Origin of the sequence: Gracilibacillus orientalis (assembly GCF_900114645.1) — a bacterium.
In the GTDB taxonomy this organism is placed as follows: domain Bacteria; phylum Bacillota; class Bacilli; order Bacillales; family Amphibacillaceae; genus Gracilibacillus; species Gracilibacillus orientalis.
This window is the reverse complement of sequence record NZ_FOTR01000002.1, coordinates 56,757-71,180: the sequence shown is the minus strand read 5'-3', so window position 1 is coordinate 71,180 and position 14,424 is coordinate 56,757. Positions and strand designations below refer to the sequence as shown.

General features: G+C 39.0%; 11 protein-coding genes. 8 read left to right on the top strand and 3 right to left on the bottom strand.

The annotated features are described in order from the left end of the window. Positions 1 to 15: 15 nt before the first annotated feature. The 6 genes from BM121_RS03830 to BM121_RS03805 are packed head-to-tail and all read left to right on the top strand — an operon-like array spanning position 16 to position 7,116. Positions 16 to 2,061 (top strand): alpha-glucuronidase family glycosyl hydrolase, encoded by a 2,046-nt coding sequence (locus tag BM121_RS03830; protein WP_091481409.1) that lies wholly within the window; start codon positions 16 to 18, stop codon positions 2,059 to 2,061. 17 nt (positions 2,062 to 2,078) lie between these two features. After that, entirely contained in the window at positions 2,079 to 3,185 is a 1,107-nt protein-coding gene (uxuA, locus tag BM121_RS03825; RefSeq protein ID WP_091481406.1) for a mannonate dehydratase, read from the top strand. Then, positions 3,154 to 3,999, top strand: a complete 846-nt coding sequence (locus BM121_RS03820; protein WP_091481403.1) for an SDR family oxidoreductase — start codon at positions 3,154 to 3,156, stop codon at positions 3,997 to 3,999. Before uxuA ends, BM121_RS03820 begins: the two co-directional genes overlap by 32 nt. A 2-nt stretch (positions 4,000 to 4,001) precedes the next feature. After that, positions 4,002 to 4,958, top strand: coding sequence for a sugar kinase (locus BM121_RS03815; protein WP_091481401.1), 957 nt, complete (start codon positions 4,002 to 4,004; stop codon positions 4,956 to 4,958). A gap of 11 nt (positions 4,959 to 4,969) precedes the next feature. After that, positions 4,970 to 5,614 carry a bifunctional 4-hydroxy-2-oxoglutarate aldolase/2-dehydro-3-deoxy-phosphogluconate aldolase gene (locus BM121_RS03810; RefSeq protein ID WP_091481398.1) on the top strand — a complete coding sequence of 215 codons (645 nt, stop codon included), beginning with the start codon at positions 4,970 to 4,972 and terminating at the stop codon, positions 5,612 to 5,614. Continuing rightward, entirely contained in the window at positions 5,611 to 7,116 is a 1,506-nt protein-coding gene (locus BM121_RS03805; RefSeq protein ID WP_091481396.1) for a GH39 family glycosyl hydrolase, read from the top strand. Before BM121_RS03810 ends, BM121_RS03805 begins: the two co-directional genes overlap by 4 nt. A gap of 596 nt (positions 7,117 to 7,712) precedes the next feature. On the opposite strand, the gene BM121_RS03795 is transcribed toward BM121_RS03805, so the two are convergent. Both BM121_RS03795 and BM121_RS03790 read right to left on the bottom strand, forming a co-directional pair. Further along, positions 7,713 to 8,585: a superoxide dismutase gene (locus BM121_RS03795; RefSeq protein WP_091481391.1), complete on the bottom strand. Its 873-nt coding sequence runs from the start codon at positions 8,583 to 8,585 to the stop codon at positions 7,713 to 7,715. Positions 8,586 to 8,767: 182 nt separating this feature from the next. Continuing rightward, positions 8,768 to 9,943 (bottom strand): ROK family transcriptional regulator, encoded by a 1,176-nt coding sequence (locus BM121_RS03790; RefSeq protein ID WP_091481388.1) that lies wholly within the window; start codon positions 9,941 to 9,943, stop codon positions 8,768 to 8,770. A gap of 163 nt (positions 9,944 to 10,106) precedes the next feature. Here BM121_RS03790 and xylA point away from each other — a divergent pair, with 163 nt between their 5' ends. Together xylA and xylB are read left to right on the top strand one after the other, a co-directional pair. Further along, positions 10,107 to 11,432, top strand: coding sequence for a xylose isomerase (gene xylA, locus BM121_RS03785; protein WP_091481386.1), 1,326 nt, complete (start codon positions 10,107 to 10,109; stop codon positions 11,430 to 11,432). Positions 11,433 to 11,552: 120 nt separating this feature from the next. Further along, a complete protein-coding gene (xylB, locus tag BM121_RS03780) occupies positions 11,553 to 13,052 on the top strand; it encodes a xylulokinase (protein ID WP_091481383.1) in 1,500 nt (499 codons plus the stop codon). A gap of 220 nt (positions 13,053 to 13,272) precedes the next feature. Here the strand turns inward: xylB and BM121_RS03775 are convergent, their stop codons facing one another. Further along, positions 13,273 to 14,412, bottom strand: coding sequence for a family 8 glycosyl hydrolase (locus BM121_RS03775; protein ID WP_091481381.1), 1,140 nt, complete (start codon positions 14,410 to 14,412; stop codon positions 13,273 to 13,275). Positions 14,413 to 14,424: the final 12 nt, after the last annotated feature.

Genomic DNA, 14,424 nt, shown 5'->3' with positions numbered 1-14,424 from the left:
GGAAGGAGAATAGCGATGAATAGCAAAAAATATAATATGTGGTTACAGTATCAGCCGATAACAGACAGTAAAACGAAAGAGCAATACCAACATTTGTTTGATCACGTTTGTGTGTTAAGTGAGGGGTTGCAAGTACAGGCTGCAAAAGATGAAGTACATACAGCTGTACCACAAATGCTCGACATGGATTTAACTATTACTGAAGATATAAATAATAGTAAAATTGTAATCGGTAACAAAAGTGATCTCGCACAACTTTTAGATGACAATCAGCAATCAAAATTAGCAGATATAAGTGATGAAGGCTTCCTCATTGTGTCAAATGAAAAGCAATTAATCATTGCTGGTAATTCTGATGTCGCCGTGTTGTATGGGGTACACCATTTGTTAAGACGGATGCAACTTCATGAAGATATCACACGATTAAGTGTAGTTGAACAGCCAAAAAATCAATTTCGTATGTTGAATCAGTGGGATAATTTTGATGGCAGTATTGAGAGAGGTTATTCAGGTCGGTCGATTTTCTATCAATATAATCAATTCGTCGAAGACAAAACGAGAATCAAAGATTATGCGAGATTCTTATCTTCGGTTGGTATCAATGCGATTTCGATAAATAATGTAAATGTTTGGGAAGAGGAAACCTTTTTTATTACGAAAAAATACCTTCCTGAAATACAAGCGATAGCTGGTATTTTCCGTGCATATGGTATCACGCTTTATTTGAGTATCAATTTTGCCAGTCCGATAACAATTGGAGATTTACATACAGCAGATCCATTTGAAGAGGATGTGAAAAATTGGTGGAAGGAAAAAGCAAAAGAAATCTATGATTACATTCCTGACTTTGGTGGTTTTGTAGTTAAGGCCGATTCAGAAAACAGACCAGGTCCTTTTACATATGATCGTGATCATGCCGATGGTTCGAATATGTTAGCAGAAGCATTAGAACCATTTCAAGGTAAAGTGATCTGGCGCTGTTTTGTGTATAACCACTTACAAGATTGGCGTGATCGATCAACAGATCGGGCAAGAGCAGCTTATGATCACTTTAAACCATTGGATGGACGGTTCCATGAAAATGTGATTTTACAAGTGAAGAACGGTCCGATGGATTTTCAAGTGCGAGAGCCTGTATCACCATTAATGGGTGCCATGCCGCATACGAATCAAATGATCGAATTTCAGGTAGCACAAGAGTATACCGGGCAACAAATAGATTTATGTTATTTAATTCCACAATGGAAGGAAGTCCTTGCCTTCGATACGTATCTAAAGGGAGAAGGTACATCAATAGAAGAAATTGTAGCTGGGAATATTCATCATTATAAATACAGTGGGATAGCAGCGGTTTCTAACATTGGTGATGATGGTAACTGGACAGGCAATACATTAGCACAAGCCAACCTCTACGGGTATGGGCGTTTGATCTGGAATCCATCGTTATCATCAGAACAAATAGCGCAGGAATGGATTGAACAGACATTTGGTATGGACGAAAAAGTACTAAACACAATAGAAGATATGCTATTAAACGCTTGGGAAATCTATGAAAATTATACCGCACCACTTGGAGTAGGCTGGATGGTAACACCTGGCGTACATTACGGACCTAACATTGATGGTTATGAATATGCCAAATGGGGTACTTACCACTTTGCTGACCGAGATGGTATTGGTGTTGATCGTACGAAAGAGACAGGAACCGGTTATATCGAACAATATCAAGAACCACATCAAACCATTTATAACGATTTAAAACAAGTTCCAGACGAACTTCTTTTATTTTTTCATCATGTACCATACAAGTATACGTTGAAAAGTGGGAAGACGGTTATTCAACATATTTATGACACTCATTTCAAAGGTTTTGAACAGGTAGAATGGCTTATTGATCAATGGAATGGTTTAAGTAAACATGTTGATAGTGATCGTTTTGAGAATGTAAAGGCTCGTTTAGAGCGGCAACTGGAAAATGCCAAAGAATGGCGTGATCAGATCAATACCTATTTTTACCGCAAATCTGGTATCTCTGATCAACATGAACGAACCATCTACTAAAGAAGGGATGTGACAACATGCGAATGGTATTTCGATGGTTTGGAGAAGGAAATGACAGTGTAACCTTATCTCAAATTCAACAAATTCCCGGTGTGGAAGGCGTTGTGTGGGCATTGCATGATATTCCACCAGGCGAAATTTGGCCTAAGGCACGTATCCAGGAAGTGAAGCAACAGGTAGAGAGTTACGGATTGCATCTAGATGTAGTGGAGAGTGTCAACATTCATGAATCTATTAAACTAGGGCGAGCGGATCGCGATCAATATATTACTAATTATATAGAAACGATCAAAAATTTAGCGTCAGTAGATGTTAAAGTGATTTGTTATAATTTTATGCCTGTTTTTGATTGGGTAAGAACTGATTTATTTGGTTCTTTACCCGATCGATCGACAGCACTTTTCTATGAAAAGGCAAAAGTTACTGATATGGATCCACTTGAATTAGTCGAAAAAATATCGGCAAATCATGATTATACCATGCCAGGATGGGAACCAGAGCGTTTAGAGGAACTGAAGGATTTATTTGCAGCATATCTAGATGTAACAGAAGATGATTTAATCGAGCATTTACGATACTTTTTACAAAAAGTAATTCCAGTATGTGAGGAATATGATATCAAATTAGCGATTCATCCGGATGATCCACCATGGGAAATCTTTGGACTTCCGAGGATTGTCACAACACAGCAGCGTCTCCGCGACATTTTGAACCTGGTGCCAAGCAAATATAATGGTATTACCTTATGTTCAGGTGCATTAGGGGTACGAAGAGATAATGATATCGTCTCGATGATTCATGAGTTTCAGGATCGCATTCATTTTGCTCATATTCGTAATGTGAAATTATTTGAAAACGGTGATTTTATTGAGACATCTCATCGCACAAATCAGGGTTCAATTGGTATTGATGAGATTGTCAGAGCTTATCGGTCTATTGACTTTAATGGCTACGCAAGACCGGACCATGGTCGGCATATTTGGGATGAACAGAGCAGGCCAGGTTATGGACTTTACGACAGAGCACTTGGCATCATGTATATATGGGGATTATGGGATGCCTATCAATTAGTCAAAGGAAAGGATGAATCAAATGTTAGCAATCCATTCGAACTTAAAAAATAAAGTAGCAGTAGTTACCGGAGGTGGAGGTGTGTTATGTGGAGCAATGGCCAAAGAGTTAGCACGCCAAGGGATGAAAGTAGCGGTATTAAATCGCACCTATGAAAAAGCCGAAAAAGTAGTCGATGATATTAAAGAACAAGGTGGAGAAGCATTGGCGATCGGCTGTGATGTACTGGATCGAGATGCGGTATTCGCAGCTGAAAAGAAAGTTTTCCAACAATATGGAGCGTGTGACGTACTAATAAATGGTGCAGGTGGTAATCATCCAGATGGAACTACTGCAAGTGAAAAATTTAAAAAAGAAGAAATGTCAGATCCCTCGATCCGGACTTTCTTTGATATGACGACAGAAGGTTTTTCTTCCGTATTTAATTTGAATTTTATCGGTTCGTTAATTCCGACGCAGATCTTCTCTACACGGATGATGGAACGAAAAACAACCGTTCTTAACATTTCATCGATGAGTGCACCAAGTCCAATGACTAAGGTGCCAGCATATAGTGCTGCCAAAGCAGCGATCAACAACTTTACGCAATGGTTGGCTGTTCATATGGCCGAAGCGAATGTTCGTGTCAATGCGATTGCTCCTGGATTCTTTCTAACAGATCAGAACAGACCTCTTCTAACCAATGAAGATGGCTCGCCAACACCACGTATGCAGAAAATAATTGATCACACACCAATGCGACGACTAGGCTCGCCGGAAGATTTATTAGGAACTTTGCTATGGCTAGTTGATGAGGAAGCAAGTGGCTTTGTAACCGGTACTTGTATCCCGGTCGATGGTGGTTTTATGGCATATAGTGGGGTGTAGTCATGCAAGATGTTATAACCATAGGTGAATCAATGGTCGTTTTCACGCCAGTATCAAGTCCGATGATGCGCTTTGCGGAAACCTTTGCTAAAAATGTAGGTGGAGCCGAGACTAACGTGGCAATTGGTCTGGCTCGACTAGGCCATAACGTAGGTTGGATTAGTAAGCTCGGTACCGATGAATTTGGAACGTATATTTTAAATACGGTCCGTGGGGAAGGAATTGATGTCAGCCAAGTTAAACGAGATCCAGACTTTCCGACAGGTCTTTATTTTAAAGAAATTCGTAATCCTGAGGATATCCGTGTCAGTTATTATCGCAAAGGATCTGCAGCAAGTACAATTCAGACCAATGATATCAATGAAGATTATCTAAAGAATGCAAAGTATTTACATGTTACTGGGATAACACCAGCCTTGAGTGATTTTGCCTATCAAACGGTGATTAAAATGATGGAGCTAGCCCGTAAACACAAGGTGAAAGTGGTATTTGACCCGAATTTACGCCGTAAGCTGTGGTCTGAAGAAAAAGCAAGAACCATTTTAACAGAAATGGTGGCGCTATCAGATATTGTTCTTCCAGGTATAGAGGAAGCTGATTTTTTATTTCAAGAAACAGATATGGCACCAGCAGCCGATCAATTTTTAGCTCGTGGTTGTGAAACAGTTATTATTAAGCTCGGGGAAAAGGGAGCATATCTTCAGACGAAAAATGAAAGTGGATATATCGAAGGCTTTCCAGTTAAACAAGTAGTCGATCCTGTTGGAGCTGGTGATGGCTTCGTGGCTGGATTTTTATCCGGTATGCTTAATGATCTGTCGTTAACCGATGCAGTACGACGAGCGAATGCGATTGGAGCCATGCAAACCCAAGTGAAAGGTGATTACGAGGGTTTACCAGATAATGAAGAATTACATCAGTTTATGTTCCAACAAAATAATGTCGATGTCAAAAGGTAGGTTGAATACAAATGACGGTATTACAAAGTATGCTAGACAGTGGTGTAGTAGCAGTAATGCGCAAAACGACACCAGAAACGATTATTCCAATTGCCAAAGCACTGCGCGATGGAGGAGTAACATCGCTTGAAATTACAGTGGAAACACCCAAAGTGTTAACGCTTATCGAGAAAGTAAAAGATGAACTAGGTGATGAGGTAATGGTCGGGGCAGGCACTGTACTGGATGCAGTGACAGCACGTGCAGCCTTAATGGCAGGTGCATCGTTTATTTTCTCGCCGACAGTAAGAGAAGAAACGATTGAAATGACGAAACGGTATGGTGCTGTGTCTGTTGCCGGTGCTTTTACGCCGACCGAAATTTTAACAGCATATGAAACAGGGGCTGATATGATTAAAGTTTTTCCTGCTAGTGTCGTTGGACCAGGATTTTTTAAAGATATGAAGGGACCGCTTCCTCACATTCCATTAATGCCAACAGGTGGCGTTGATATTGATAATACAAGGGATTATATCCAGGCAGGCGCAGTTGCGGTAGGAGCAGGAAGTACATTAGTAAAGCAGGCGGATCAGATAACAGAGAGCTATTTATCCGATCTAACCAATAAAGCAAAAGAATTTGTCCAAGCGGTGGAAAAAGGGAGGAATGGGGTATGACCACAATTCAGGTGAACAAAGAACATGATGAAATATTTCCGGATAATTGGAAAAAGTGTATCGGGACAGGTCGCTTAGGATTAGCATTACAACAGGAATATTTGGATCATTTAAAAACAGTACAAGAAGATATTGGCTTTTCTTACATAAGAGGTCACGGGCTGTTATATGATGATATCGGGATTTATCGAGAAATCGAAGTAGACGGTGAGAAGAAGCCCTTTTATAACTTTACATATGTTGATCGGATTTTTGATGCTTTCTTGGAACTCGGATTAAAGCCATTTATTGAAATTGGATTTATGCCCAAGCTATTAGCTTCTGATGATCAAACTATTTTTGCCTGGGAAGGAAATGTAACACCACCAAATGATTATCACAAATGGGAAGACTTAATCCAAGCAGTAACTGAGCACTTCATCGAGCGTTACGGTAGGGAGGAAGTATTAACTTGGCCTTTCGAAATCTGGAACGAACCGAACCTTGTTAACTTCTGGAAGGATGCTGACAAAGAAGAGTACTTTAGGTTATATCAAGTGACAGCAAGGGCAATTAAATCTGTCCATGGTGACATTCAAGTTGGTGGACCTGCTATTTGTGGTGGTTCAGACGAATGGATTACAGACTTTCTTACATTTTGTAACAACGAAAACGTGCCAGTGGATTTTGTTTCACGTCATGCCTATACTTCACGTCCACCACATAAAGTAACAGCGGATCATTATTATCAGGAGCTGACAGAACCAGATAAGATGTTACGTGAGTTTAAAGATGTTAGACAAATGATTATGGACACCGATTTTTCGGATCTTCCTTTTCATATAACAGAATACAATACGTCGTACAGCCCGATAAACCCAGTCCATGACACAACATTAAATGCTGCTTATTTAGCAAAAATTCTAAGTGAAGGCGGAGACCATGTTGACTCCTTTTCTTATTGGACATTCAGTGATGTTTTTGAGGAATCGGATGTGCCAAAAGCACAATTCCATGGTGGATTTGGGTTGATGGGATTAGGGAAAGTACGTAAGCCAACTTATCATTTATTTGCTTTTTTTAACCGATTGGGCAGTAGACTGTTATATCGAGATGATCAAGTGATTGTAACAGAGAAGGAAGATGGGAGTATGGTATTGATCGTCTGGAATTTAGTGATGGAGAAAGGGGAAGAGTTTAATCGTCCATTAGATATTCATTTACCTCTTGGTGAAGGGAAGTATTTTGTTTCTAGTCATTCGATTAGTGAAAAGTATGCGAATCCATGGAAAGTGTGGCAGCAGATGGGACGCCCACGATTCCCGTCCCAAAATCAAGTGGAAACATTAAAGCAAAGCGCTATACCTTTATTTGAATCAGTTCAACATAATGTAACGGGAGAAGATCTTTCCCTAGATCTTACATTAACAAAAAATGAAGTGAAGCTAATCGAAATAGTAGTAGTAAACGATGAAACAGAAACATATCTAGGCCTAGATGATAGCTTAATTGATTCGTATTAATTGAAGTTCATCTAATATAATTTTATTCATACTAGATACAAACTGCGCAATAGTAAAAATTTTCGGAGTGAGACTTTCTTCCAATCTTTCCGTGGAGAGTGCTGGAACATCGCTCCGGCAGAATACTGCGCTTTCCGTGGGCAAGGCTTCAGCTAACTTGGTAAATAAAAGCACTTTACCAAGTGGATCTTCAGCCCGTGCTGTTCCCACAGGAGTCTGCGTATTCTGCCTACGCTGATAACATGTTTCTATCTTTTTAAAGTGAAAATACTCGGAAACCAATTCCCATGTATTACTTCTTTCAAAAACCAGAACACTACGCAAAGCGGAGGTAAGATACGTAGACTCCTACGGGAACAGCGCGAGCCGAAGACCCCGCAAGAAAACGTACTTGGTTTTCTGAGGAGGCTGAGGCCGTTCCCGTGGAAAGCGCAGTATCTTGCCGTAGCGTTTCCTAGCACTCACCATTAATCAGAATGAAAGCAGCAAATTCACATGAAAGTTACTGCGCAGTTTATGTTTTATATGCACTATTGTATATTTTTTATTTTGAACAAAAAGTCGACGTGAATAAAGGCTATCACGTCGACTTTTTGTTAGAATAACTGCCATTTAAGATTTTTTGCTTTGTTAAATCTCTCATTCACATTATCCCAATTTACTACATTCCACCAATTCTTTATATAAGACGCTTTATCATTATAGTGCTGCAGGTAATACGCATGTTCCCAAACGTCTAATACTAATAAAGGTATGGTATCTGGTACTTGAAATAACTGATGCTTTTCAAATGATTGGATTGCAAGTTTGCCACTTCTCGGTGACCACAACAATACAGCCCAACCATTACCTTCCACTGATTCTGCAACCTTAGTAAATAACGCTTTAAAACTATTCCATGAACCAAAATCTTTTTCGATTTGCTTGAGTAATGAACCAGATGGCTTTTTCTTACTATTTGGTGTCATGTTATCCCAAAAGATAGTATGCAAATAATGGCCAGAACCGTTAAATGCTTGTTCTCTTAGCCAATGCTTGATCGGTTCTTTGCCTTTTTTGCCGGTATATAATGCTTCTTCGGCTTTATTTAATCCATCTACATAGGACTGATGATGTTTCGTATGATGTAACCACATAATTTGTTCACTAATATAAGGCTCCAGTGCATCATATGCATAAGGTAAAGGTGGTAACTTATGCTTTCCGTACGGCACACTCTCCCTACTGGACGAACTTTGGATTTCGGTTATCAGATTTTCACCTGCTGCTCTTAAATCTAACATTCTATCTTGATAGGCTTCGTCTTGCCCTTCCTTAAATAATTGATGAATATTTTCCTGCCATTTTTCCACCTGTTGTATTGCATGCATTTTTTCATCTTCTGAAAGCTCAGTTCCCTGGACAGTTTGTTTGAGCTTTTCTCCCCAATCCAACATGCCTTCAAGATATTCCTTGTATTCTTTATCCATGACATCACCCCATGTAGCATATGTAAAAAGCCTACATGGGGTGATTATCTACGTTCATTTAAATGGAAAGTGGTAACGAAATGGTACCGTGTTTTGGAGTTTTTGATATACAGCAACTGAGATTCTTGAGAATAAATCTAAGTGTCCAGCTTATGTATAAGTCTGTCTAATAACAAGAAAAATTAAGTCAGAACAGTCTCTCTTCCAGTTTCCTCGAAAAACTTTTCGATATTAAAGGCAGCGATTCCCATTACAGTAGAATGTTTTTTTAGTTTTGCCACGTTTAACACGACATCATTCTTGTTAAAACCAATTGCATTTTTCTCAATTCTTTTTTCAATAGCAGGCATAATATATTTTTCTGCTTGTCGTAAAGTGTTGCCGACAACAACTTGCTCAGGATTAAAAATATGAATAATATTAGTAATACCAACACCTAAATAATCACCAACATTTTCTAATAACTGTATTGCTTTAGTGTCCCCTTGATCAGCAGCTTCGATCAATTTTTCAACGGTAGCGTCATCAAAACCATTTATTTGAGCTTGATCCAATAAGGCTTGTTCCGAAGCATAGAGCTCCCAGCAGCCTTTGTTTCCACAACGGCAATTTGCCCCATCTTTTTCAATTGTCATATGACCGAGCTCACCAGAGAAACCTCTTAATCCTTTATACAATTTACCTTCCAATATCAAACCGACACCAATACCGATACTGATACTTGCATAGACTAACTCATTAGACATTTGGCCGACTCCGTATACTTTCTCACCGTATGCCCCAGCATTTGCTTCATTTTCCACTGTAACAGGGACATGGTAGTGGTCAAAAAGAATTTGTTGGAGTGGGACCTTTTTCCAACCTAAATTTGGCGCTAATAAAATTTCGCCTTCCGTTGTAACAACACCTGGTACACCGATACCGATACCGACAATCCCGTATTCAGATTCCGGGGCATCATTTTTTAATTCATCAATTAATTGATATAATAATGTCAAAACGTCATCGAAATCTTTCTTTTTGAAACGTATTTTTTTCTCCGATAAAATATTGCCACGAAGATCTGTTAATACACCTAAAATGCTTTTAACACCGAGGTCCACAGAAATAGTAAACCCAGCAGTTTCATTCAACAGTAACATCACTGGTCGTCTGCCACCGCTGGATTTACCTGTACCAGATTCATGGATTAATTTTTCATCTATTAGTTCACTTACAAGTGATGAAACAGTTCCTTTGTTTAAGCCGGTTACATTAGCAATAGCTGCTCGTGAGATTGGTGCTTTTCCCTGAATGGTTTTAAGAACTAATGCTTTGTTCTCTTTCTTTACGACATGCTGATTCCACGTTTGACTCAATCTGCTCACTCTTTCCCTCAACGAATAAATTTACCTCATTTTAACACAATCCCAAAAATAATTCTATGATCTTTGTTTATTCACTAGACAAACTTTAAACGAGTTGCTATAATTATCACGAAATCAAAAATTCTGAATGGATATAACTTGGAGGTATGAATCAATGACATGGTTTGAAAACGTTAGCAAGATTCAATATGAAGGACCGAAGTCAACTAATCCACTAGCATTTAAATTTTATAATCCGAAAGAGAAAATTAACGGTCAAACAATGGAAGAATTTCTTCGTTTTGGTGTAGCTTACTGGCACACATTTACAGAGGATTTATCAGATCCATTTGGTACAGGTACAGCGATTCGAAATTGGGACAAGTATGATGGAATGGATCGTGCTAAAGCAAGAGTAGAAGCTGCATTTGAATTCTTTGATAAAATCGGTGCTAAATATTTTTGTTTCCACGATGTAGATATTGCTCCAGAAGGCAATACACTACGCGAAACATATCAAAACCTAGATACCATTGTTGCGCTAATTAAAGATCACATGAAAGATAGTGATGTAAAACTTCTTTGGAACACAGCTAACAATTTTACAAATCCACGCTTTGTTCATGGTGCAGCATCTTCTAGCAATGCAGATGTATTTGCATATGCAGCAGCAAAAGTTAAGAAACAATTAGAAATTGGTAAAGAGCTTGGTGGAGAAAACTACGTATTCTGGGGTGGCCGTGAAGGGTATGAAACACTACTTAATACAGACCTTGGATTAGAGCAAGATAACCTTGGTCGTTTCTTCCACATGGCAGTAGATTACGCGAAAGAAATTGGTTTTGATGCACAATTCTTGATTGAACCAAAACCAAAAGAACCAACAACTCATCAATATGATTTTGATTCTCAATCTGCACATGCATTCTTATTAAAATATGGATTGCAGGATGACTTCAAGCTAAATATTGAAGCAAACCATGCAACACTTGCTGGTCATACATTCGAACACGAGCTTCGTTATGCACGTGTTAATGGATTATTAGGTTCTGTTGATGCGAACCAGGGTGACCCGTTATTAGGATGGGATACAGATGAGTTCCCTGCAGATATCTACTCTATAACATTAGCTATGTATGAAATCATCAAAAATGGTGGACTTGGAGCTGGTGGTCTAAACTTTGATGCAAAAGTACGTCGTGGTTCATTCGAACAAAACGACTTGTTCCATGCACATATTGCAGGTATGGATCACTTTGCTGCTGGTTACAAAGTAGCTAGCAAATTAGCAGAAGATAAAGTATTCGAAAATATCATTGACGATCGTTATGCAAGTTTTAAAGAAGGAATCGGTAAAGATATCGTCGATGGTAAAGCAGACTTCAAATCACTTGAAGAACATGCACTAAACCTAAAAGAAATCAAAAACAAATCTGGCCGCTTAGAAGTAATCAAAGCAACCATCAACAGATATCTGTTAAACGCATACGCAGATCAATAAGAAAAGGCAGTGAGGAGGAGACTTAGCTAAGCTTATGCATGGCTAAGTCTTTAACTGCGCTTATAAGGATGAAAATGGCTACGAATTTTGATAAAAAAAGTAAAAGAGAGAGGTGTCGCTGTGAGTTATGTAATCGGTGTCGATCTTGGCACGAGTGCAGTTAAGCTGTTATTAGTTAATAAAACTGGTGAAGTAGTTCAGGAAGTTTCCAAGGACTATCCACTAATTCAAGAGAAAACCGGTTATTCCGAGCAAAAGCCGGAAGACTGGGTAGAACAAACAGTTGCTGGTTTAAAAGAGCTTGTCCAACAATTTGACGGAAATATTTCCGACATTGAAGGCTTAAGCTTCTCTGGACAAATGCATGGATTAGTTTTACTTGATCAGAATAATCAGGTGCTACGCAACGCGATTCTCTGGAATGATACGCGTACGACAGCACAATGTGAAGAAATTTATCAAAAAGTTGGAAAAGAAAAGTTTATTGATATTACGAAAAACATGGCGTTGGAAGGTTTCACCTTACCAAAAATGTTATGGGTGAAAGAGCATGAGCCTGAAATTTTTGCGAAAGCGAAAACCTTTGTTTTACCGAAAGATTACGTGCGCTATCGTTTAACAGAGCAAGTGCATATGGATTATTCCGATGCTGCAGGTACAAGTTTATTAGACATTGCAAAAAAAGAGTGGAGCAAAGAAATTTGTGACCTGCTTGACTTAGACGTTTCGATTTGCCCGCCACTAGTTGATTCAGATCAAAATGTTGGGAAAATCACGTCAGCAGTTGCAGGTGAGACAGGGTTATCGGCAGATACAGATGTGTTTGCTGGTGGAGCGGATAATGCCTGTGGAGCGATTGGTTCAGGTATTTTATCTGAAGGTAAAACTTTTGCAAGTATTGGTACATCTGGAGTTGTTCTTTCCTATGAGCCAACAGGTGATAAAGACTATAAAGGAAAAGTACACTATTTCAACCACGGTGAACAGGATGCGTACTATGCCATGGGGGTTACCTTAGCTGCTGGTCATAGCTTAAACTGGTTTAAACAAACATTCGCAGCGGAAAAAAGTTTCGAAGAGCTGTTAGACGGTGTAGGCGATGTACCTGCTGGTGCTAATGGTTTACTATTTACGCCTTATCTTGTAGGTGAACGTACGCCACATGCTGATTCGCAAATTCGTGGAAGCTTTATTGGTATGGACAGTTCTCATACATTGAAAGATTTTGCTCGTTCTGTTTTAGAGGGGATTACCTTCTCTCTAAATGAATCGATTGCGATCTTTAGAGAAAATGGAAAGCAAATCGATACGATCTATTCTATCGGTGGTGGTGCAAAGAATCCTGATTGGCTTCAAATGCAAGCAGATATTTTTGATGCTAACATCGTAAAATTAAAGAGTGAACAAGGTCCTGGAATGGGTGCAGCGATGCTTGCTGCCTATGGATCAGGGTGGTATACGTCGTTAAAAGAATGTGCTGATACCATTTTAGAAGATGCCGAAACATATCAGCCAAATCCAGAAAACGTGGAACAATATAAAGTGTTATTTAAACTCTATAAAGATGTCTACCAACAAACGAAGCAACTAAATCAAGATTTGATGGACTTTAGAAAATAAACAACAAACATAGTTTAAGAGAGATTAGTAATACTTCTCTTCCTTGGATATATTCATTTTTCCAAGGAACAAAACACGGACATCCAACTTGATGTCCGTGTTTTGTCTCATAATCGAGTACTCCTGCCCCCGACCTCTTTCCAGCACAGTGAAGTTACATGTTCATAAACGCATTACTAATAAGTAGAGGGCAGGAAGTAAACAGAGCATGCTGAGCTAATTATTCTGGAAACCAGATTTTGAAGTTCCCGCTTAGTGCTAATAGACTGAAAAAGTATAAGCAGTTATCATAGTATCTTCTCTTTCCGGTTCTGACAGGGGTGTTCCAGAAAAGGTCGACACATTTTTTTGCATGATTACCACTTGTAGCTAAAGATGCCATGGCGTTGGTAGCTATCAGCCCAACCGGGTGAAGAGCTTTTTCGTCAAAAGGTTCTCCATCAATTGTATATCTTCTGTAATCCTCTGGATCTTTATCAGCAAAGAAGGCTTGAATCTTTTCATTGACAACAACTGGACAAGCATTATCTTTAAACCATTCATAATCTAACGCAATGTTACAGGCAACACGGTAAGAATCACTGAAAAAATGTCCAAACCCGCGAATATGATTAGGATTCCCATCATAGAAAGCATATTCAGGTGCTAAACCTGTTACAGGATGTGCAGATGTTGCGATATATTGTCTGCTGGCAATGGCTGCTTCCTTCCAAAAAACACGATCTTCCTCATAACTCCATAATGCAAACAGTTCGTAAAAGTGAGGTAAATGATAGGAAGGATCAGAAAATTCTACACTAGGAACAAACTTTATCAGTTTATTATCTGGATTCCACATTGGATACCCGTCATTGTTTTCCCCTTTATGAATGCAATGATGTAATAAATCCTTTGCATGTTTACTATATTCATAGATTCCTGAACCGTCTCCCCAGCGATGCGAAGCAAAAAACAACGCAAGCGCAAAATATTCTTCTCCATCTGGTGCAGGGCCATAAGCATTCTTTGCCCCATCTGGTGCACATGACCATGCAAAGTATCCTGCATTTTCCCCTTCTTCCATATACATATAAGTCATGGACCACTTCCATAACCTGTCGAAGATGTCTTTGTCATTCATTTGTACGGCCATCATCATACCGTAGGACATACCTTCTGTACGCACATCGTCATTTCCTGTATCAAGCATATATGCTAAGTCATCACCAATAGAAAAATATATTTGTGTTTCCGGGTGAGAGGAATCAAATAATTGTTTCCATGTATTCACCACCTTATGATCAATCTGCTCCTTGTCATAACCATATTCTTTTAGTACGTTTCGATAGTTCCTGTTTGTAAATGTAGTAGCGTAACTCATAAATAAAACTCC

Excerpts from the sequence above, each read along its gene's own strand:
- BM121_RS03795 (WP_091481391.1), bottom strand. The coding sequence starts at position 8,585 with ATGGATAAAGAATACAAGGAATATCTTGAAGGCATGTTGGATTGGGGA.
- uxuA (WP_091481406.1), top strand. The coding sequence starts at position 2,079 with ATGCGAATGGTATTTCGATGGTTTGGAGAAGGAAATGACAGTGTAACC.
- BM121_RS03775 (WP_091481381.1), bottom strand. The coding sequence starts at position 14,412 with ATGAGTTACGCTACTACATTTACAAACAGGAACTATCGAAACGTACTA.
- BM121_RS03830 (WP_091481409.1), top strand. The coding sequence starts at position 16 with ATGAATAGCAAAAAATATAATATGTGGTTACAGTATCAGCCGATAACA.
- BM121_RS03810 (WP_091481398.1), top strand. The coding sequence starts at position 4,970 with ATGACGGTATTACAAAGTATGCTAGACAGTGGTGTAGTAGCAGTAATG.
- BM121_RS03820 (WP_091481403.1), top strand. The coding sequence starts at position 3,154 with ATGTTAGCAATCCATTCGAACTTAAAAAATAAAGTAGCAGTAGTTACC.
- xylA (WP_091481386.1), top strand. The coding sequence starts at position 10,107 with ATGACATGGTTTGAAAACGTTAGCAAGATTCAATATGAAGGACCGAAG.
- BM121_RS03805 (WP_091481396.1), top strand. The coding sequence starts at position 5,611 with ATGACCACAATTCAGGTGAACAAAGAACATGATGAAATATTTCCGGAT.
- BM121_RS03815 (WP_091481401.1), top strand. The coding sequence starts at position 4,002 with ATGCAAGATGTTATAACCATAGGTGAATCAATGGTCGTTTTCACGCCA.